This window comes from Xenorhabdus bovienii SS-2004 (assembly GCF_000027225.1).
GTDB classification, from domain to species: Bacteria; Pseudomonadota; Gammaproteobacteria; order Enterobacterales; family Enterobacteriaceae; genus Xenorhabdus; species Xenorhabdus bovienii_C.
In genome coordinates this window covers 4,000,126-4,021,687 of the sequence record NC_013892.1, presented here as the reverse complement: position 1 = coordinate 4,021,687, position 21,562 = coordinate 4,000,126, and the positions used below count along the sequence as shown (strand labels likewise).

Sequence of the window (21,562 nt, the reverse complement as noted above, 5' to 3'; positions counted from 1 at the left end):
CTGATGAATACCCTGTATTCGCGTTGAATACAGGGATAGGTAGATTATCCGAGATGGGAGTTATTCTGCTCTTCAAGGAACAATGTCCACTGAATATAACTTTGCCACTGGATTTCCTGATGTAAGGCTTCAGCCCTGAGTGGATGCTGCATTTGCCACTGATAGGGCAGGGTGATGGTGAGCGTCTCATTTTCAACCCGCAGCCGCAAGGCCGGCAAAGTATCATCTTGCCGACGGCTGGCAAAAATAATAGCCAGACGTAACAAGCGGCATAATTGCTGTGCCTGTAACGGTGGCAAGGCATTTTGCTGACTGAGTGAGGCCAGATCTATAGGGCCGCTTTGATTGTTCAACAGCGTTGCCAGTAATCTTTTTTGGGCGGGAGTATAACCGGGAAGATCCAAATGACTGATGAGATACGCTGAATGAGCCGGGCCTTGGCGAAAATCGACACATAAGCCGATTTCATGAAGTAGACAGGCGCTGGTCAACAACTCGCGACATCGGGCATCCAGATTCCATACCGTGGCGACCTGCTGACAAAAATGTTCGGCCAGTTGTTTGACACGCAGAGCTTGTTCAATATCCAGTTGAAAACGATGTTGAATATTGCACAGGGTTCTTGTACGGATATCCTGCTCAATGGGGAAATCCAGCATCCCATAAACCAGCCCCTCACGCAGTGCACCTCCCGCAAGGATCATGCTTTCTATGTTCAGTGCCTGAAAGATGGCAATTAAAATTGCCAGCCCGCTAGGGAAAACTAATGCCCGTTCCAATGTCAGCCCGTCGATTTCAAGCTCTTCCAGCTTGCCGCACTCAATCGCCTTGTATTTAAGCTGTTGTAGCTTCGGCAGGGTGATAAGTTCATCCATTCCCTGTGCGATCATGATTTCCTGCAACGCCTGCACTGTACCGGAGGCACCAACACAAATCTGCCAACCCTGCTTAAGCAGGGTCGTGGTGATAGGGGCGAGAATATGATGGGCAGCGGATTCTGCCTGTGCAAAGTTTTCTTCTGTCAGGCTGCGATCATTGAAGTAGCGTTCCAGCCAGGTGACACAACCCACTTCAAGGCTGAACAACTGATTGGCTTTTGCTCCGGTGCCTGTAACCAATTCTGTACTGCCACCACCAATATCCACCACAAGACGCTTTTCAGACCCACCTGTCGTGTGGGCAACACCTTGATAAATCAGCCGAGCTTCTTCTTCACCACTGATGATTTTGACTGGATTGCCCAATATTTCAGAGGCTTTCCCGACAAAATCAGCCGAATTTACAGCCAATCGCAATGTTGCCGTAGCGACAACGCGGATCTGCGAGGCAGGGATATCCTGCAAATATTCGGAAAATAGGCGAAGGCACTGCCATCCCCGCTCCATTGCCTGTTGTGATAAATGGTTATTTTTATCCAACCCAGTGGCCAGCCTGACCTTGCGCTTGATACGGGTGACCACTTGAATGCTACCAGATACTTCACGGACAACCAGCATGTGAAAACTGTTTGAGCCTAAATCGATAGCGGCATAGAGCGAAGAAGAACTCAGCATAGTATTACTCAGCCTGGATGTTTACGGTTGCGAGTCGGATTTCCACGGCGCGACATATTGGTGCGCCGTGGGTGCCCTCCTGAACGAGCGCGGTTACGGCGCTTGGGTACAGGTAAATCCATCAGCAGTGCATCACTGTTATATTTGCTTACAGGGATCTGATGCTGGATATACTCTTCGATCGACGTTAAATTCAGAGCGTATTCTTCACATGCCAGACTGATTGAATGCCCGCTTTCTCCTGCGCGACCCGTACGGCCAATGCGGTGGACGTAATCTTCACAGTCGTCCGGCAGATCATAGTTAAATACATGGGTTACAAAAGGAATATGCAGACCGCGGGCAGCAACATCAGTGGCGACCAGAATATCCAGATTTCCCAGACTGAATTCTTCCAAAATACGCAGACGTTTTTTCTGCGCAACATCACCCGTCAGCAGACCAACACGATGCCCATCGGCAGCCAGATGGGCCCAGATATCTTCGCAGCGGTGTTTGGTATTGGCAAAAATGATGCAGCGATCTGGCCACTCTTCTTCCAGCAGGGTCTGTAACAGACGCATCTTTTCTTCATTGGAAGGATAAAACAGCTCTTCCTGAATGCGATGCCCCGTTTTCTGTAAGGGTTCCACTTCCACATATTCAGGACTATTCATCTGTTCAAAGGCGAGTTCACGCACTCGATAAGACAGGGTAGCGGAAAACAGCAGATTCATTCGCTGAGCGGCAACAGGCATCCGGCGGAACAGCCAGCGGATATCTTTGATAAAGCCCAAATCGTACATGCGATCGGCTTCATCCAGTACCACAACCTGAACAGCATTAAGATTGACATATCCTTGTTTGGTGTAATCGATTAAACGACCTGTTGTGCCAATCACGATATCGACGCCAGATTCCAGAACCTTAAGCTGCTTATCATAGCCGTCGCCACCGTAGGCAAGCCCCATTTTCAGTCCCGTGGCTTCTGCCAACTCCTCCGCGTCAGAGTAAATCTGGACGGCTAATTCGCGGGTGGGGGCCATAATCAGCGCCCTTGGCTGATTGGTTTTGTGATCTGCCGCAGCAGGATGGGTCAGTAAATAATGAAAAGTAGACGTCAGAAATGCCAGCGTCTTGCCCGTTCCGGTTTGTGCCTGCCCCGCAACATCTCGGCCTTCGACAGTAAAAGGCAAAGTTAGCGCCTGTATTGGCGTGCAGTTGGAAAAGCCCTTTTTATCAAGGGCTTCAATGACCTTGGGGTGCAATGCGAAGTCGGAAAACTTCTTTTCTGTCAAATGTGTTTTGCTCATAGTGTGGTAGAATATCAGTTAACTATTGCTTTAAGAAAGTGTATCCGCTGAAATAAAGACACGTTTATGTTGGTTAATGTACACTGGGACCGTAAAAAATTTTACTTTGGAGCAAAAATAATGAACGAGAAGATTATAAGTGATCGTATCATCCATTTGGCTGATGCGGATTTTGATGCAAAAAAATTAAATGTAAAAGGCGCAGTTCTCATCGAATTCTGGGCTGAATGGTGTGGTCCCTGTAAAATGATTGCCCCTATTTTAGACGAAGTTTCCGAAGAATACGCAGGCAAACTGACAGTTGCCAAACTGAACGTTGATGATCACGAACAAACACCAAAAGCTCATGGTATTCGCGGTATTCCAACACTGATGTTGTTTAAAGATGGTGAAAAGGTCGCAACGCAAGTAGGGGCTTTGTCAAAAACGCAACTGAAAGCGTTTTTAGACTCACATATCTAATTTAGAGTCTGATCACAGTAATCACGGGCGTTTAGCGGATAAAGTGATTTATCTTACTGACCGCTAGACGTCTGCAACGAAGCATGGTAAGTTAGCAGTCATGTGCTTGTATGAAGCATTGCATCAGTGGATTCTTCAATCTATATAAAGAATTGACATTAAGCATGTTACATACTAAACAATCTGTAGTGTCTGATAAATCTGTTATCTCTGGTTCATCTGAAGTATCTGATGGCATATCGCATTTGGCAAAGTATTTGAGAGCATATATACGGGAATCATTCGGTATATAGCTTGGTGCTGACAGCGTCTCTATGTTAAGCATCTTTATGTCGCGCTTTTTTATATCTCAATCGTTATTGAGATAGTATTTGCTGAAGTTGTGTTTACTGAGACAGTACTCACATTGAGATAATGCTTACGATAAGATAGTTTTTATGATGAGATAGTTCTTATATTTGAAATTAACCACGTTTCGTTACTATTATCTCAGCCGTGTTTTGACAGTTTGTCAGCCTTATTTTGAAATCAATCTGAGTACTTCAAACTATTGCCTTGTAATATTAGTTAATATGTTAAAAGGTTTTATTCGTTTCTGGTACAAATAAACAGGCACCGATAACGCTGCCATACCATTCACGTTCATAGTTCGAGATATACCCCGAGTTAAAGAACCCACCATTATGAATCTTACCGAATTAAAGAATACGCCGGTATCTGAGTTGATTACTCTCGGCGAAAATATGGGGCTGGAAAACCTGGCTCGTATGCGCAAACAAGACATTATTTTTTCTATTCTCAAACAGCATGCGAAGAGTGGAGAAGATATTTTCGGAGATGGGGTACTGGAGATATTGCAGGATGGATTTGGTTTCCTCCGTTCCGGAGACAGCTCCTACCTTGCAGGTCCCGATGATATCTACGTTTCTCCTAGCCAAATCCGTCGTTTTAACCTCCGTACTGGTGATACCATTTCAGGTAAAATTCGCCCACCAAAAGAAGGTGAACGCTATTTTGCCCTGTTGAAAGTTAACGAAGTTAACTTTGACAAGCCTGAAAACGCCCGTAATAAAATCCTGTTTGAGAACCTGACTCCACTTCATGCCAACAATCGTCTGCGCATGGAGCGTGGCAATGGTTCTACTGAAGATTTGACTGCACGTGTTCTGGATTTGGCAGCACCTATTGGCCGTGGGCAGCGTGGCCTGATTGTTGCTCCGCCAAAAGCAGGTAAAACCATGCTGCTGCAAAACATTGCGGCTAACATTGCCAACAACTACCCAGACTGCGTCTTGATGGTTCTGCTGATCGATGAGCGTCCAGAAGAAGTCACTGAAATGCAGCGTCTGGTAAAAGGTGAAGTGATTGCTTCAACCTTTGATGAACCTGCTTCTCGTCACGTACAAGTGGCTGAAATGGTTATCGAAAAAGCAAAACGTCTGGTTGAGCACAAAAAAGACGTTATTATCCTGCTGGATTCCATTACCCGTCTGGCTCGTGCGTATAACACTGTAGTTCCTGCTTCCGGTAAGGTACTGACCGGTGGTGTGGATGCTAATGCACTGCATCGTCCAAAGCGTTTCTTTGGTGCGGCTCGTAACGTTGAAGAAGGTGGTAGCCTGACCATTATCGCAACTGCGCTGGTTGATACGGGTTCCAAGATGGACGAAGTTATTTACGAAGAATTTAAAGGTACAGGTAACATGGAACTGCACCTGTCCCGTAAGATCGCTGAAAAACGCGTCTTCCCTGCCATTGATTACAACCGCTCTGGTACACGTAAAGAAGAATTGCTCACTACGCAGGATGAACTGCAAAAAATGTGGATCTTGCGTAAGATCATCCATCCGATGGGCGAAGCTGATGCGATGGAATTCCTTATCAACAAGCTGGCTATGACAAAAACAAACGAAGAATTCTTCGACTTTATGAAACGTTCATAGTTTGTAACTGATAAATAGTCATTTCGTCAAAACGCCACAAGAATGTGGCGTTTTTTTATCAAGGGATTAACCTGTTCGCCTGAAATGGTACATATTTTGCATCTTTTTCATCAGATTAAGTGAGTGTTTTCTGGGCGCAATCATTTACAAATGCTTAGGAAACCATTATTAGTCATGCTCTACAGCTTACATTATCTATTTGCTTTATTTTTATACATAGACAGAATGTCTTCTTTATTAACAGGGAACTTATGGATTTGGTGTCGAATGGAACATCCATAAGTCAATGAATAATAGATGATCCATCATTATTTTACAGAGAGTTGTTATTGTGAATATTCCCAGTATGAGTGTCGAAATTTTTTGCATATTTATATTTTCATCCGTGTTTCTGTTTGTGGCACGCAAGGTGGCAAAAATTATCGGCCTTGTTGATAAGCCGAATTACCGCAAGCGCCACCATGGATTAATCCCTCTGGTAGGTGGTATCTCTGTCTTTTTTGGCGTTTTTTTTGCTTTTGCTATAACAAAAGAATTTATACCTCATAAATGGTTATATCTGGCTTGTGCGGGAATATTGGTTTTTATCGGCGCGTTAGATGACCGTTTTGATATTAGTGTGAAAATTCGGGCAGCAATTCAGGCACTGGTTGGCATCAGCATGATGTATTTTGCTGATCTCAAAATTGAAAGTTTGGGCAGCGCTTTTGGTTCATGGGAAATGACACTGGGTCCATTCAGCTACGTTGTTACTTTGTTTGCTGTCTGGGCTGCCATTAACGCCTTTAACATGGTTGATGGGATTGATGGCTTGTTGGGTGGTCTGTCCAGTGTTTCTTTCGGGGCATTGGGAATTTTGCTATATGTAAACGGTAATACGGCACTGGCGTTTTGGTGTTTTGCGTTTATCGCGGGAATATTACCTTATATTTTTCTCAATCTGGGGCTACTCGGGAAACGTTTCAAAGTTTTTATGGGAGATGCGGGAAGCACTCTGATCGGCTTTACCATTATCTGGTTGCTGACTGAAACAACTCAGGGCGAACACAGTTCGATTAATCCAGTGACTGCATTGTGGATTATCGCGATCCCATTAATGGATATGGTTGCCATTATGTATCGCCGACTACGCAAGGGTATGAGTCCGTTTTCGCCCGATCGCCAGCATATTCACCACTTGATCATGCGTGCGGGTTTCACTTCCCGTCAGGCATTTATCTTAATTACCGTGGCCGCTGCTTTATTGGCATCGATAGGGATCATTGGTGAACACCTGAGTTTTGTGCCTGAGTGGGTTATGTTGGCATTGTTTTTGCTTGCATTTATGTTGTATGGCTATTGCATCAAACGAGCATGGCGGGTAGCCCGTTTTATTAAACGGTGCAAGCGTCGTATGCGCCGGGCAGTCAGCCATCACTAAAAACATTTGGCTTATCAAAGAGGTTTTGGGCAGTGATAAACTCAGAAACGAAATCTAAGCAGGATCAATCTGTTATAGAGCATGAGTTGGATATTCGTGCACTGTGTCATGCTCTGTGGCGCGGAAAGATATGGATTATCGCACTGGCAATGATTTTCGCTGCCGTTGCTTTAGGTGCGTCGTACCTGATGCAGCAGAAATGGAGCGCAACCGCTATTGTGGATTTACCGACGACCAATGATCTGGGGAGTTACTATTCACAACAACAATTTTTGCGCAATCTGGATACTCACATCAATGCCTCTCCAGAGGTACAACTGCCGACTATTTCAGATGGTGCATACAAGGAATTCATCACACAGGTGGTGGCGTATGATACCCGCCGCGAATTCTGGCTTCAGTCTAATTATTACAAACAGTACAGAGAAGGTAATGAGAAAGCAGATGCGGTATTGCTGGAAGAGTTAATTAATACGATTCAAGTGGTACGGCGTGATGATAAAAAATTACCGAATGAAGTCATAAAATTGACGGCAGAAACGGCAGTGAATGCTAATCAGTTTCTGCGAGAGTATATGGCGTTTGCCAATCAACGTGCGAGTACTCACCTGAACAATGAGATTAAAGGTGCGTGGGCAACCCGTATCCAGTCGATGAAAGCGCTGGTCAAACGTCAGGAAATGGTCGCCAAGGCGATGTACAATCGCAAACTGAATGTCTTACAGCAATCATTGAAAATAGCTGAAAAACAAGGCATCAACCGTAATCAAACAGACATTCCCATTGAAGAATTACCTGAATCCCAGATGTTTATGATGGGGGCGCCATTACTGCAATCACAAATTGAAACCTTGGAAGCCACTGGGCCTAATTACAGCATTGATTATGATCAAAACATAGCGATGTTGGCTACATTGAATGTTGGCCCGACTCTGCAAAATACTTTCCAGACCTACCGTTACCTCAGAACCCCTGAGGTGCCTGTCAACCGAGACAGTCCCCGCCGTGTATTCATGATGATTATGTGGGGAGCTATTGGTCTGTTGGTCGGAGCTGGAGTCGCGCTGACAAGGCGTTCGCACACATAAAATCAGCTCAAATAAGTTTTATTCGGGGAATACAAAATAATGACTATTTCCGATGGTCTGTATGCTACATACACATATATCGGAAGCAGGGATAGAAATGGCGGTAAAAAAGCGCCCTTTTCTGGAAGCATCAGTAATGATTGACAAAATAAGAGAGCCACTGTGAAAGTGTTGACTGTGTTTGGTACTCGGCCGGAAGCTATCAAAATGGCTCCTTTGGTACACGCATTGGCCAAGGATGCTGCCTTTGACGCAAAAGTGTGTGTGACTGCACAGCATCGGGAGATGTTGGATCAGGTACTGCATTTGTTTGATATCACGCCAGATTTTGACCTCAATATTATGAAAAAAGGGCAGGATCTTACGGATATCACGTGTCGTATCCTTGAAGGCATGAAGCCAGTATTAGAAGAGTTCAAACCAGATGTAGTGTTGGTGCATGGTGATACCGCGACCACAATGGCGACCAGCTTGGCCGCTTTCTATCAGCGCATTCCGGTAGGCCATGTTGAAGCTGGCTTGAGAACTGGTGATCTTTACTCCCCGTGGCCGGAGGAGGCCAACCGTAAAATCGCAGGTCATCTGGCGATGTATCATTTTGCGCCGACAGAAAACTCTCAAAATAATCTCCTGAAAGAGTCCATTAGCGAAAACTCTATTTTTGTGACAGGTAATACGGTTATTGACGCTCTGCTGTGGGTACGTGATCGCATTGTGAGTGATGACGCGCTGAGTGGCCAACTTGCTAAGCTTTACCCCTTTATTGACCCGAATAAAAAAATGATTCTGGTGACAGGCCACCGCCGTGAGAGCTTTGGTGGCGGATTTGAGCGTATTTGTGAAGCGTTGGCACAGGTAGCCAGAGCACACCCTGAAGTTCAGGTCGTTTATCCTGTTCACTTGAACCCGAATGTCAGCGAGCCTGTTAAACGCATTCTGCATGACATGGATAACGTTATTCTCATTAATCCACAGGACTATCTGCCATTTGTCTACTTAATGAATCATGCCTATATGATTCTGACAGACTCTGGTGGGATTCAGGAAGAAGCCCCTTCTTTAGGGAAACCCGTTCTGGTTATGCGTGACACCACGGAGCGGCCAGAAGCCGTCGATGCGGGTACAGTGCGGCTGGTGGGAACAAAAACGCAGACCATCGTTGAGGAAGTCACGCGCCTATTAACGGATGACATCGCTTATCAGCAAATGAGCCGCGCTCATAACCCTTATGGTGATGGTCAGGCTTGCCAGCGAATTCTTGAAGCATTGAGGAAAAATCAGGTGACATTATGAGCTTTGAAACAATTTCTGTGATCGGCCTTGGTTATATCGGCTTGCCAACTGCTGCGGCATTCGCTTCCCGCAAAAAAAACGTCATCGGTGTGGATGTCAACCAACATGCGGTAGAGACAATTAACCGTGGCGCGATTCATATTGTTGAACCTGATCTGGACAAAGTGGTGAAAACCGCTGTTGAAGGCGGTTACCTGAAGGCCGTGACTTGTCCGCAGGCTGCGGATGCTTTCCTGATTGCAGTACCAACGCCGTTTAAGGGCGAGCATGAGCCAGACATGGCCTATGTGCGTTCTGCGGCAGAATCGATAGCGCCAGTTTTGAAAAAAGGGGATTTGATCATTTTGGAATCCACTTCTCCCGTTGGTGCAACCGAACAGATGGCAGAATGGCTGGCAGCGGCACGTCCTGAGCTATCATTCCCACAGCAGGCAGGCGAAAATGCAGACATTGATATCGCGTACTGTCCTGAGCGTGTTCTACCGGGTCAAGTCATGGTGGAATTGATCAAGAACGATCGTGTAGTGGGTGGCATGACATTAAAATCGTCCCGCAGGGCGAGCGAGCTGTACAAAATTTTCCTTGAAGGCGAATGCGTTGTCACTAATGCCAAAACGGCAGAAATGTGCAAATTGACTGAAAACAGTTTCCGTGATGTCAATATTGCCTTTGCCAACGAACTTTCCCTGATCTGTTCCGAACAGGGGATTAATGTCTGGGAACTCATCAGTCTGGCAAACCGTCATCCACGCGTCAATATCCTGCAACCAGGCCCTGGCGTAGGCGGGCACTGTATCGCGGTAGATCCGTGGTTTATCGTGTCCCAGAACCCGGCACAATCTCGCTTGATTCATACCGCGCGTCTGGTGAATGACGGCAAGCCGCTTTGGGTGGTTGATCAAGTGAAAGCCGCAGTAGCGGGCTGTCTGGTGGAGAGCGGCAAGCGGGCGGATGAAATCAAAATCGCCTGTTTTGGTCTGGCTTTTAAACCGAACATTGATGACTTACGGGAAAGCCCCGCTGTTCATATCACGAAGATGGTGGCACAGTGGCATGTTGGTCAAACTGTGGCGGTTGAGCCGAATGTTCATGAATTGCCGAATTCGCTGAAAGAGAGTGTGGAATTAATCGATATGCAACAAGCATTGAATGAAGCCGACGTTGTTTTGATGCTGGTGGATCACAGCCAGTTCAAGGCAATTGCCGGCAGAGAAATAAAACAAAAATGGGTTGTTGATACAAAAGGAGTTTGGCGTTGAAACGTATTCTGATTACGGGTGGTGCGGGTTTCATTGGTTCTGCTGTTGTTCGCCATATTATCAATCATACCGAAGACAGCGTTGTTGTTGTTGATAGTTTGACTTATGCGGGTAATCTTGAGTCACTGGCATCGGTGGTTGATCATCCGCGTTATGCCTTTGAGCAGGTTGATATCTGCCAGCGTGATGCATTGGATCGTGTATTTCAGCAGTACCAGCCGGATGCCGTCATGCACCTTGCGGCCGAAAGTCATGTGGATCGCTCCATTGATGGGCCTGCCGCCTTTATCGAAACCAATATTATGGGTACCTATGTCTTGCTGGAAGCATCCCGCGCATTCTGGCAGCAACTGGATCAGGAAAAACAGGCTGCATTCCGTTTCCATCACATTTCAACCGATGAAGTGTATGGTGATTTGCATGGCGATGAGGGTTTTTTCACAGAAACTACACCTTATGCACCGAGTAGCCCTTATTCCGCGTCAAAAGCATCCAGTGATCATTTAGTCAGAGCCTGGCGTCGTACTTATGGCTTACCGACCGTGATCACCAACTGTTCGAATAACTATGGCCCTTATCACTTTCCGGAAAAACTGATCCCTCTGATCATCTTGAATGCATTGGCAGGAAAGCCATTGCCTGTCTATGGCAAGGGAGAGCAGATCCGTGACTGGTTGTATGTGGAAGACCACGCGCGCGCTCTGCATCTCGTGGCTACCACGGCAGAACCGGGTGAAAATTATAACATTGGTGGGCATAACGAGCGCAGAAACATTGATGTTGTAGAGACTATCTGTGAACTGCTGGAAGAGCTGCGTCCTGTCAAACCCGCAGGTATTGTCTGTTACCGTGACCTGATTACCCATGTGGCGGATCGTCCGGGGCATGATATGCGTTATGCCATTGATGCGGCGAAAATTGAGCGCGAATTGGGTTGGACTCCTCAGGAAACCTTCGAATCTGGTATTCGCAAGACTGTGCAATGGTATCTGGAGAATGAGAATTGGTGGCGTCGGGTTCAGGACGGTTCTTATGCGGGTGAACGTCTTGGTCTGGCGAATGAATAAACCTGTCTGGGAGATGACATGAAAGGAATTATACTCGCGGGAGGCTCCGGCACTCGTCTGTATCCAATAACACGCGGCGTCTCAAAGCAGTTATTGCCCATTTATGATAAGCCGATGATCTACTATCCACTGTCGGTCTTAATGCTGGCAGGGATCCGCGATATCCTGATTATTTCCACGTCGGAAGACTTGCCTGCTTTCAAACGCTTATTGGGCAATGGCGAACAGTTTGGTATTCGCCTGAGCTATGCAGTGCAACCTTCTCCTGATGGCTTGGCACAGGCATTTATCATTGGTGAAGAATTCATTGGCAATGATGCCTGCTGTCTGGTGCTCGGAGATAATATCTACTTTGGTCAGGCGTTTAGTCCGAAACTGCAAAGTGTCGTTGCCCGTCAGACTGGAGCAACGGTATTCGGTTACCAAGTGATGGATCCTGAACGGTTTGGTGTCGTGGAGTTTGATGAGCAATACCGCGTCCTTTCGATTGAAGAAAAACCCGCCCGGCCGAAATCAAACTGGGCAGTCACCGGGCTTTATTTCTACGACAACAAAGTGGTGGATTTAGCCAAACAAGTGAAGCCTTCTGCCCGTGGCGAGCTGGAAATCACCAGCATTAACCAAATGTATCTGGAACGCGGCGAATTGAACGTTGAACTATTGGGGCGCGGGTTTGCGTGGCTGGATACCGGCACCCATGACAGCCTGATTGAGGCCAGTACTTTTGTGCAGACCGTCGAAAAACGGCAGGGATTCAAAATCGCCTGCCTGGAAGAGATCGCATGGCGTCACGGCTGGTTGGATGATGAACAGTTAAAAGCCGCGGCTGCCGAGTTGGCAAAAACGGGCTACGGCAAATACCTGATGGACTTGCTCCATGTCTATTCACGCCAATATTGAACCACTGGCATGGGATAGCCAATTTTTCGGTTTGTCCACTGCCCGTTTGAATTTTTCACCGCAGGCGTCAGTGCTGACGACAGCTCAGTTAGATGAGTATGCACTGGTACAGGCGAAAGTCCCTGCCCGGCAGACGGATATCATTGACGGATTATCTGCTTTGGGCTTTTCACTGGTGGAAGGTGAGGCGGATTTTTTGCTGCCGGTGGATTCTGGCGCGATGAGTTACAGAAATGCAACCGGAATTCAGTCGGAACAAGCGCTGATTTCTGCAACATCGCAGGATATACCTGTATTGACGGCAGCCGCAGCCAGTGTATTCAAGGCCAGCCGCTTTCGGGTGCCTTGGTATCAGCCTGATGATAGCGGTCGGTTTTACGCGGCTTGGGTTGAAAAAGCCGTTTTGGGTACTTTTGACCATGAATGCTTGCTCGTCAACGATGAGTGCGGTCAAATTATCGGCTTTGTCACCCTGAGAGATATCGGTAGCCATGAAGCCCGTATTGGCTTACTGGCAGCCCTTCCGGGCAATTATCACCGGGGCATTGGTAAAAAATTAATGTCGGCGGCGCAGCGGTGGTGTGAAAACCACCAGATACAGCGGCTGAGAGTGGCAACACAAATCAGCAACATCACTGCCTTGCGTCTTTATACACGTAGTGGTGCAACAATTGAAAGCACCGCATATTGGTTATACAGAGGATGAGATGATTCCATTTAATAAACCACCAGTAGTCGGCACGGAACTGGAATATATGCAACAGGCGATGGGCAGTGGCAAATTATGCGGCGATGGTCACTTCACTAAACGCTGTGAAGAGTGGATGGAACAGCATTTTAACTGTCTGAAGGTGCTGCTGACACCATCTTGTACAGCGGCATTGGAAATGGCGGCCATTTTGCTGAATATCCAGCCGGGTGATGAAATCATCATGCCGAGCTACACCTTTGTTTCGACCTCCAACGCCTTTGTCCTGCGTGGTGCAACCATCGTTTTCGTGGATATCCGCACAGACACGATGAATATGGATGAAACCAAGATTGAAGCTGCCATTACAGACCAAACCCGTGCCATTGTGCCAGTGCATTATGCGGGTGTTGCCTGTGAAATGGATACCATCATGGCGCTGGCGGAAAAATATAACCTGTATGTGGTGGAAGATGCAGCCCAAGGCGTGATGTCCACCTATAAAGGCCGCGCACTCGGTACTATTGGCCATATCGGTTGTTTCAGTTTTCACGAAACCAAGAACTACTCTTCCGGCGGTGAAGGGGGGGCGATATTAATCAACGATGAATCAATGATCCCCCGGGCTGAAATCATTCGTGAAAAAGGGACTAACCGTAGCCAATTCTTCCGTGGACAGGTGGATAAATACACGTGGCGCGATATTGGCTCCAGCTATTTGCTGTCTGATTTGCAAGCTGCATACCTTTGGGGGCAGCTGGAAATTGCTGAGAATATCAACCAGCGTCGCTTATCCCTGTGGGATAACTATTATCAGGCATTGCAGCCATTCGCAGAAGCGGGGCATCTGACCTTGCCCGTTGTGCCGGAGGGTCTGGAACATAATGCTCATATGTTCTATATCAAACTAAAGGATGTCGAGGAGCGCGGCGCATTCAACCGCTATATGCAAGAAGCAAATATTCTGACCGTGTTCCATTACGTAGCATTACATACGAGCCCGGCGGGTGAAAAATGTGGCCGTTTCCATGGAGAAGATCGCTTTACGACCAGCGACAGTGAGCGGTTGGTGCGTTTGCCAATGTTTTATAACATTACTGATGAAGAGCAGCAGGTAGTTATCAACCGTATCAAGGAATTTTTTGCCTGATATGTCACTTGCTAAAGCTTCTGTATGGACGGCGGGTTCCACACTAATCAAAATCGGTGTGGGGCTGCTGGTCATTAAACTTCTGGCGGTGTCCTTCGGCCCAGCGGGTGTTGGGCAGGCGGGCAACTTTCGCCAATTGATTACCGTACTGGGCGTGCTGTCTGGTGCGGGGATTTTTAACGGTGTCACCAAATACGTGGCGGAACACCATCAGCAGCCGGAAAAACTTAGGGCGATACTGGGTACTTCGTCTTCGATTATTCTGGGGTTTTCCACCCTGTTGGCCGTTATTTTTCTCTTGTTCACTGACGCCATCAGTATCGGCCTGTTTGGTCACAATAATTACAAAACAGTTGTGCAGGCGCTTGCATTGATCCAAATGGGCATTGCTTACGCCAACTATTTTCTGTCCATTCTGAAAGGTTTCAGGGATGCTCAGGGCAACGCACTGTCGATTATTCTGGGTAGCCTGACAGGAATGATTGCCTATGGCCTCTGTTATTGGCTGGGAGGCTATGAAGGCGCACTAGCGGGTTTGGCTTTGGTGCCGGCTTTGGTGGTTCTGCCGGCAGGGTTGATGATCCTGCGCAGTAAAGTGATTACGTTTTCAGCATTAAAGCCCATGTGGGATCGTGTGATTGCCAGCCATCTGGGAAAATTTACGCTGATGGCGCTACTGACGTCCATTACGCTGCCAGTGGCTTATATCATGATGCGAAATCTGATGGCAGAGCGTTATAGCTGGGAGGAGGTCGGAATTTGGCAGGGGGTGAGCAGCATTTCGGATGCCTATTTGCAGTTTATCACCGCCTCTTTCACCGTCTATTTGTTGCCGACACTCTCCCGATTGGAGAGTAAGCAAGAAATTACTGGCGAAATCGTCAAAGCACTGAAGTTTGTGTTACCCGCCGTTGCTGCAGCCAGCTTTTCAGTTTGGCTGTTGCGTGATTTTGTGATCTGGCTTCTGTTTTCAGATAAATTCACCGCGATGCGGGATCTATTCGCATGGCAGCTGGTGGGCGACGTTTTGAAAGTTGGCGCTTATGTTTTTGGTTATCTGGTGATAGCGAAAGCGGCGCTGCGTTTTTATGTACTGACTGAAATCAGTCAATTTCTGCTGCTGGCCGGCTTTTCTCATTGGCTGATACCTGAAAATGGAGCACTAGGGGCGGCGCAGTCATACATGGCAACTTACATTATTTATTTCATCCTTTGTTGTAGCGTATTTATTATTTATCGCAGGCGAGCATGACAATCCTAATTCACGTCTTGGGATCGGATATTCCACATCACAATCAAACGGTATTGCGTTTCTTTAATGACGTCTTGGCTCAGGAAATGATTTTTCCAGCTAAACCGTGTTTTATGGTGGTGTCCAAAGACCACACATGGCTATCTAATTACCCGGCCTTGGCGATCACGGTTTATGGCAGCAAAGCTGCTTTGGCGCGTGCTGTGATAGAGAAAGCGCAGGCAGACAGAAAGACCCGTTTCTTTTTCCACGGCCAGTTCAATGCGGCTTTGTGGCTGGCTTTATGGGTTGGCAAAATCAAACGCCATCAATTCTGGTGGCACGCTTGGGGGGCTGACTTATATGAAGACTCCCGCCAGCTAAAATTCCGTTTGTTCTATCAGCTTCGTCGTTTGGCACAGAAGCGGGTGGGGCAGGTTTTTGCCACGCGTGGTGATCTCCAGTATTTTAGCCAGTCCAATCCCAATGTACCGTCAACACTGCTCTATTTTCCAACGCGTATGGAGCCATCACTGATCGTAACGGAAAAACTATGCTCGCCAGAAGGGATCACCATTCTGCTGGGTAATTCCGGTGATCAATCTAACCGCCACATTGAAGCGTTAAACAAGATTCACCGTCAATTTGGCAATGAGGCGAGAGTGATTATGCCAATGGGCTATCCCGGCAATAATCGGGCTTATGTCCAAAACGTGGAGCAAACCGCATTGTCGCTGTTTCGGGCGGAAAACGTCCATATTTTGAAAAATAAAATGGCTTTTGACGACTATCTGTCATTGCTGCGTCAATGCGATTTGGGCTATTTCATTTTCAATCGCCAGCAGGGGGTCGGAACCCTTTGCCTGTTAATTCAATTTGGTATTCCGTTTGTCTTGAGCCGTCAGAACCCATTCTGGCACGATCTGACAGAACAGCAGATCCCCGTACTGTTTGATGGAGATGAACTGAATAAACACTGGGTGCAGGAAGCACAGCGTCAAATGCTGTCCCTCGATAAAAAGGCGATTGCCTTTTTTGATCCCAATTTCATTGAAGGGTGGAAAGCCGCCCTATCGGCTGCATTGGGAGAGTATTAATGACTTTGGCGCAATTCAGCGGGTTATTTGTTGTTTACGTGATCTCGCTGTTCTTTATCCTAACCCTGACATATCAAGAGTTCCAGCGCGTACGCTTTAACTTCAATATCTTTTTTTCACTGCTTTATTTGCTGACATTCTATTTTGGCTTTCCGTTGACCTGTATGTTGGTGTTCCATTTTGAGGTGCAGATAGTCCCTGTAGACGCATTGTTGTACGCGATGCTGGCTTCTGGCTGTTTTTATGCTATTTATTATGTCAGTTATAAAACACGTCTCCGTTATAAGACGCCAGCCTGTAAAACTGCCTCGTCTAGCACACCATCTTCGGTCGTGTCTCGTCGGCCGCTGTTCACCATGAATCGGGTGGAAACTAACCTGACGTGGCTGTTGTTGGCCAGCATTGCTATCTTCACAGTTGGCTCGTTCTTTATGCAAAACGGCTTTTTGCTGTTTAAGCTACAGTCGTATAGCCAGATATTTTCCAATCAAGTTTCCGGTGTGGCACTCAAGCGGTTTTTCTACTTTTTTATTCCGGCCATGCTGGTGGTGTTTTTCCTGAAACCGACTAAAACCCGCTGGTTGTGCTTTTTGGTGGCGACAGTCGGGTTTGGTATCCTGACTTATGTGATAGTTGGGGGAACACGGGCTAACATTATTCTGGCTTTTGCGTTATTCCTGTTTATTGGAATTGTCCGTGGCTGGATCACTTTGTGGATGCTACTTTTGGCGGGTGTTATCGGGATCGTCGGCATGTTCTGGCTGGCATTGAAACGTTATGGGCTGGATGTGAGTGGTTCGGAAGCATTTTATACTTTCCTGTACCTTACGAGGGATACCTTTTCTCCGTGGGAAAACCTCGCTTTGCTGCTGGATAATTACGGCAAAATTGATTTTCAGGGACTGGCGCCGATTGCCCGTGATTTCTATGTTTTTATTCCAAGTTGGGTGTGGCCGGACAGACCTAATCTGATATTGAATACTGCAAACTACTTTACGTGGGATGTGCTGGATAATCACTCTGGTCTGGCGATCTCTCCAACCTTGATAGGCTCATTGGTAGTGATGGGCGGCGTATTCTTTATTCCCTTTGGCGCGATTGTTGTCGGATTGATTATCAAATGGTTTGACTGGGTCTATGAAGCGGGGAAACAGGAATCTAATCGCTATAAGGCGGCAATTTTGCAGGCTTTCTGTTTTGGGGCGATTTTTAATATTATTGTCCTCGCTCGTGAAGGAATGGATTCTTTTGTTTCTCGGGTGGTGTTTTTTTGTCTCGTCTTTGGCCTGTGTCTGGTGGTCGCAAAATTGCTGTATTGGCTGTTTGAAAGCGTGGGGTTGGTTCGAAAATTTGTCATCAGCAATATGCCTGCGTCGCAGAAAATATCCGTTATTGCGGATGTTAAGGAAGAAAAATGACACTGAATAACATTCCAAAATACCGTATCCGTGGCCTCAGTCTCTGGGGCTTTCGTGGAATGTCGCATTTCCTCGATCACCTTTTTCAGGATGGGCAGGTAAAAACAGGCACATTGGTTGCGATTAACGCAGAAAAAGTCCTTACTGCGGAAAAAGACAATGTGTTGAACATATTGCTGGATGAGGCTGAATACTTATATGCCGATGGCATTAGTATCGTGCGTGCTATTCGCCGTAAATATCCCGGTGCGCAGGTGTCCCGCATTGCGGGAGCAGATTTATGGGAAGCTTTGATGGAACGCGCAGGCCGGGAAGGTACGCCGGTATTTCTGGTGGGTGGAAAACCTGATGTTCTGGCGCAGACAGAAAACAAACTACGTAGTCAGTGGAGTGTTAATATTGTTGGCAGTCAGGATGGTTATTTTACCCAGGAAGGGCGTGATGCGGTGTTTGAGCGTATCCATGCCAGTGGTGCTGCCATTGTTACGGTAGCAATGGGGTCGCCTAAACAGGAAATTTTCATGCGTGATTGCCGTAAAGTGTATTCTGACGCACTGTATATGGGCATAGGGGGAACGTATGATGTCTTTACCGGACATGTCAAACGTGCACCGAAAATTTGGCAAAATTTGGGATTGGAGTGGCTTTATCGTCTGTTATCGCAGCCAAGCCGCATCCGGAGGCAAATCAAGCTATTGAAATTTCTGGGCTATTATTACGGTGGTAAGCTGTAAACCCGTTATTTGGCTATTATTGACCCACTGTATCAACATCAGTGATTAGGATGGATATCGTGGGTTTGACCTGCCTCGCTAATTTCTTCCATTCCATACATCCATTTTGTCTGCTATTCACTATGCATAATGAAACAGGCTTTGACTCGATTTTATAATTTTTTATTTCACTGATGGACAAAACGTGTTTTGATCCCTGCCTTTTTTACAATGATTGATTATCAATTCCTGTAATTTTCTGCTTGCAAATAGAGACATCATAAAAATGGATAGGGAGTTTTATGAGTGATTCAAAACAAAGCCTGCAAAGGGGACTTGAGGCACGTCATATTGAGCTGATTGCGCTAGGTGGCACAATCGGCGTTGGACTGTTCATGGGTTCTGCCAGCACGTTGAAATGGGCGGGACCTTCGGTTCTGTTGGCTTACATCATCGCTGGGATTTTTGTTTTTTTCATCATGCGTTCGATGGGGGAAATGCTGTTCCTTGAACCCGTCACTGGCTCATTCGCTGCGTTTGGACATAAGTACCTCAGTCCTTATTGGGGATGTCTGACGGCTTGGGGCTACTGGTTTATGTGGGTTTCAGTGGGAATTTCAGAAATCACCGCTGTGGGGGTCTATGCAGAATTCTGGTTCCCCGATCTGCCCCAATGGGTTTCTGCATTGGTTGCTGTCGGGTTGGTTGCTCTAGCGAACTTGGCGGCCGTGCGTTTGTATGGGGAGCTGGAATTCTGGTTTGCCATGATCAAAGTGACCACGATTATCGTCATGATCCTGATTGGTATCGGTTTGATCTTTTTCGGACTGGGTAATGACTGGCAGCCTATTGGCTTGGATAATTTGACCGCACATGGCGGCTTTTTCTCGGGTGGCTGGAAAGGGTTCTTGTTTGCCCTCTGTATCGTGGTGGCCTCGTATCAGGGAGTGGAACTGGTTGGCATTACAGCAGGGGAAGCTAAAAACCCACAGGTCACACTTAAAAAGGCTATTAACAATATTCTGTGGCGTATTCTGATCTTTTATGTCGGTGCGATTTTTATTGTTGTGACCCTGTTTCCGTGGACAGAAGCTGGTACGCATGGCAGCCCGTTTGTTATGGTTTTTTCCAAAGTAGGGATTGCTTCTGCCGCAGCTGTCATTAACTTCGTGGTGCTGACTGCTGCGCTTTCGGGATGTAACAGCGGCATGTATAGTGGTGGCCGAATGCTGTATGCCTTGGCGAAGAATCGCCAGTTACCGGCTTCATTGCTGAAATTGTCAAAAAATGGCGTACCTGTGAGATGTATTGCGATCACCATTGGTTGCCTGATTGCAGGTTCCAGCCTGAACTACCTGATCCCGAATCCACAGTCGGTATTCGTTTACGTTTATAGTGCCAGCGTATTGCCCGGTATGGTACCGTGGTTTGTCATTCTGGTAAGCCAGTTGCGTTTCCGCCAGCAGAATCAGGAAGCATTAAAACAGCATCGGTTTAAATCGCTCCTTTTCCCTTATGTCAATTACCTGACTCTGGTATTTCTGAGTTGTGTTCTGATAGGGATGGCAATTAATCCGGATACGCGTTTTTCACTGATGGTAGGTGGCGCATTTTTACTACTTGTGTCACTGGCTTATTGGCTGGGGAAATTTATTTGCGACAAACGCAAAATAGTTCGTTAGATTGATTTTTGATCAAGAAAACCCTTTGCGGTGGAAATGTGCTGACTTTATCAACGAAATGATTGAAGTGTAATCAAACAAATCTTTTCCTTAAAAAAAGCACTGGACAGTTCGACATTAAATCCGTACTATCCTCCACCGCAACGGCGTTAAGCGCCCGTAGCTCAGCTGGATAGAGCGCTGCCCTCCGGAGGCAGAGGTCTCAGGTTCGAATCCTGTCGGGCGCACCATTTAAAGCGTACGAGAGCAGTGGCAGTGGGTTATCGTGGTGAACAACGTTGTAAGCAGTTTATGAAAAGATAACTTTCGAAAAGATAGTTGTTATGGTGGCTATAGCTCAGTTGGTAGAGCCCTGGATTGTGATTCCAGTTGTCGTGGGTTCGAGTCCCATTAGCCACCCCATTTTTTTTATGACACGCGATGGTGGCGGAATTGGTAGACGCGCTAGCTTCAGGTGTTAGTGTCCTTACGGACGTGGGGGTTCAATTCCCCCCCTTCGCACCATAAGAAAAATGAAAGATGTTGTAAGAGTAAGAGAAGTACATTTCGGCGAGTAGCGCAGCTTGGTAGCGCAACTGGTTTGGGACCAGTGGGTCGGAGGTTCGAATCCTCTCTCGCCGACCAGATTCTGAGAAAGCCCTGCATATAGCAGGGCTTTTTCTTTTTGCATTTCTGGTAGAAATGCTATTCCTAACCGTTATTTCCCAACTATCAAAAAGCCCTTCATTTCTTTTTGTCATTTTGCACTTTTATAGTTGTTGTAACTATTTGTTTTTAAATGTATTTTATGTATGATGTTGTATTTCTGCGACAAACCATACCATTAAGCGTCTCTGTTTGGAGACATTTAACTCATTGATTATTATCTTCTATATGTAAACTGCTGAAAGGGCGTCTCAAATGAGAGACGGTATTGTTCGACTATTCTTGGTGAAAAGTCGAATGCCTGTTGTCGGGGATCTGATACACCTTGAGTAAGAGAGAATTAACCAGATTACTAAAAGTTGGCACGAAACGTGCTTATAAAGAATTGTAGATACTCATCCCACTCCTTATGACAGCATAGGCTTCATAAACCTCGGGATGATGTAGAGCTGATTATCAGTGCCTATGGTCCACGTTATAGATGAATAAGCATTTAGTCTTTTCATCACCAACCGGACACAACGTTGAGTGAGGCACTATCCGTCTGTAGACCTGATTGTATTTATACACCTGTCTTTTTTGATAGGTGTTTTTTTTTGCTTGTATCCTGAGATTTGCATGATGCACCAAGGTTAACGATTCAATAATATCGATAGATATT

17 protein-coding genes and 4 tRNA genes are annotated in these 21,562 nt (G+C 46.6%); 19 read left to right on the top strand and 2 right to left on the bottom strand.

The features are described 5' to 3' along the window. Positions 1-44 precede the first annotated feature (44 nt). Together gppA and rhlB are read right to left on the bottom strand one after the other, a co-directional pair. Positions 45-1,553, bottom strand: coding sequence for a guanosine-5'-triphosphate,3'-diphosphate diphosphatase (gene gppA, locus XBJ1_RS17845; protein ID WP_012990449.1), 1,509 nt, complete (start codon positions 1,551-1,553; stop codon positions 45-47). An 8-nt stretch (positions 1,554-1,561) separates the two neighbouring features. Continuing rightward, on the bottom strand, positions 1,562-2,845 hold the full coding sequence (gene rhlB, locus XBJ1_RS17840; protein WP_012990448.1) for an ATP-dependent RNA helicase RhlB: 1,284 nt from the start codon (positions 2,843-2,845) through the stop codon (positions 1,562-1,564). Positions 2,846-2,980: 135 nt separating this feature from the next. Here rhlB and trxA point away from each other — a divergent pair, with 135 nt between their 5' ends. The 19 genes from trxA (at position 2,981) to XBJ1_RS17745 (ending at position 20,880) form a co-directional block, all read left to right on the top strand. Next, the gene (gene trxA / locus XBJ1_RS17835; RefSeq protein WP_038199518.1) at positions 2,981-3,307 is read left to right on the top strand and encodes a thioredoxin TrxA; all 327 of its coding nucleotides are present in this window, start codon (positions 2,981-2,983) and stop codon (positions 3,305-3,307) included. A gap of 683 nt (positions 3,308-3,990) precedes the next feature. Next, positions 3,991-5,250 (top strand): transcription termination factor Rho, encoded by a 1,260-nt coding sequence (gene rho, locus XBJ1_RS17830; protein WP_012990443.1) that lies wholly within the window; start codon positions 3,991-3,993, stop codon positions 5,248-5,250. A gap of 331 nt (positions 5,251-5,581) precedes the next feature. Next, positions 5,582-6,670 (top strand): UDP-N-acetylglucosamine--undecaprenyl-phosphate N-acetylglucosaminephosphotransferase, encoded by a 1,089-nt coding sequence (gene wecA, locus XBJ1_RS17825; RefSeq protein ID WP_038199506.1) that lies wholly within the window; start codon positions 5,582-5,584, stop codon positions 6,668-6,670. A 32-nt stretch (positions 6,671-6,702) separates the two neighbouring features. Beyond that, on the top strand, positions 6,703-7,758 hold the full coding sequence (gene wzzE / locus XBJ1_RS17820; protein ID WP_012990441.1) for an ECA polysaccharide chain length modulation protein: 1,056 nt from the start codon (positions 6,703-6,705) through the stop codon (positions 7,756-7,758). A 162-nt stretch (positions 7,759-7,920) separates the two neighbouring features. Next, positions 7,921-9,051 carry a non-hydrolyzing UDP-N-acetylglucosamine 2-epimerase gene (gene wecB, locus XBJ1_RS17815; protein WP_012990440.1) on the top strand — a complete coding sequence of 377 codons (1,131 nt, stop codon included), beginning with the start codon at positions 7,921-7,923 and terminating at the stop codon, positions 9,049-9,051. Beyond that, positions 9,048-10,310 (top strand): UDP-N-acetyl-D-mannosamine dehydrogenase, encoded by a 1,263-nt coding sequence (wecC, locus tag XBJ1_RS17810; protein ID WP_012990439.1) that lies wholly within the window; start codon positions 9,048-9,050, stop codon positions 10,308-10,310. The genes wecB and wecC overlap by 4 nt, the downstream gene beginning before the upstream one ends. Further along, positions 10,307-11,377 (top strand): dTDP-glucose 4,6-dehydratase, encoded by a 1,071-nt coding sequence (gene rffG, locus XBJ1_RS17805; RefSeq protein WP_012990438.1) that lies wholly within the window; start codon positions 10,307-10,309, stop codon positions 11,375-11,377. The genes wecC and rffG overlap by 4 nt, the downstream gene beginning before the upstream one ends. Before the next feature lie 18 nt (positions 11,378-11,395). Further along, positions 11,396-12,277 (top strand): glucose-1-phosphate thymidylyltransferase RfbA, encoded by an 882-nt coding sequence (gene rfbA, locus XBJ1_RS17800; RefSeq protein WP_012990437.1) that lies wholly within the window; start codon positions 11,396-11,398, stop codon positions 12,275-12,277. Continuing rightward, a complete protein-coding gene (rffC, locus tag XBJ1_RS17795; RefSeq protein WP_012990436.1) occupies positions 12,255-12,983 on the top strand; it encodes a dTDP-4-amino-4,6-dideoxy-D-galactose acyltransferase in 729 nt (242 codons plus the stop codon). Before rfbA ends, rffC begins: the two co-directional genes overlap by 23 nt. 1 nt (position 12,984) lies before the next feature. After that, positions 12,985-14,115, top strand: a complete 1,131-nt coding sequence (gene rffA / locus XBJ1_RS17790) for a dTDP-4-amino-4,6-dideoxygalactose transaminase (RefSeq protein WP_038199502.1) — start codon at positions 12,985-12,987, stop codon at positions 14,113-14,115. A 1-nt stretch (position 14,116) separates the two neighbouring features. Continuing rightward, a complete protein-coding gene (gene wzxE, locus XBJ1_RS17785; RefSeq protein WP_012990434.1) occupies positions 14,117-15,367 on the top strand; it encodes a lipid III flippase WzxE in 1,251 nt (416 codons plus the stop codon). Then, the gene (locus XBJ1_RS17780; RefSeq protein ID WP_038199501.1) at positions 15,364-16,443 is read left to right on the top strand and encodes a TDP-N-acetylfucosamine:lipid II N-acetylfucosaminyltransferase; all 1,080 of its coding nucleotides are present in this window, start codon (positions 15,364-15,366) and stop codon (positions 16,441-16,443) included. The genes wzxE and XBJ1_RS17780 overlap by 4 nt, the downstream gene beginning before the upstream one ends. Further along, positions 16,443-17,861, top strand: coding sequence for an ECA oligosaccharide polymerase (gene wzyE / locus XBJ1_RS17775; protein ID WP_012990432.1), 1,419 nt, complete (start codon positions 16,443-16,445; stop codon positions 17,859-17,861). Before XBJ1_RS17780 ends, wzyE begins: the two co-directional genes overlap by 1 nt. Continuing rightward, the gene (wecG, locus tag XBJ1_RS17770; RefSeq protein ID WP_012990431.1) at positions 17,858-18,595 is read left to right on the top strand and encodes a lipopolysaccharide N-acetylmannosaminouronosyltransferase; all 738 of its coding nucleotides are present in this window, start codon (positions 17,858-17,860) and stop codon (positions 18,593-18,595) included. The genes wzyE and wecG overlap by 4 nt, the downstream gene beginning before the upstream one ends. 281 nt (positions 18,596-18,876) lie before the next feature. Continuing rightward, positions 18,877-20,256: a bifunctional threonine/serine APC transporter ThrP gene (gene thrP / locus XBJ1_RS17765; protein WP_012990430.1), complete on the top strand. Its 1,380-nt coding sequence runs from the start codon at positions 18,877-18,879 to the stop codon at positions 20,254-20,256. Positions 20,257-20,409: 153 nt separating this feature from the next. Beyond that, positions 20,410-20,486, top strand: a tRNA-Arg gene (locus XBJ1_RS17760). Between the two features lie 96 nt (positions 20,487-20,582). After that, positions 20,583-20,658 (top strand) — tRNA-His (locus tag XBJ1_RS17755). Between the two features lie 15 nt (positions 20,659-20,673). Further along, positions 20,674-20,760, top strand: a tRNA-Leu gene (locus XBJ1_RS17750). A 43-nt stretch (positions 20,761-20,803) separates the two neighbouring features. Continuing rightward, positions 20,804-20,880 (top strand) — tRNA-Pro (locus tag XBJ1_RS17745). Positions 20,881-21,562 lie beyond the last annotated feature (682 nt).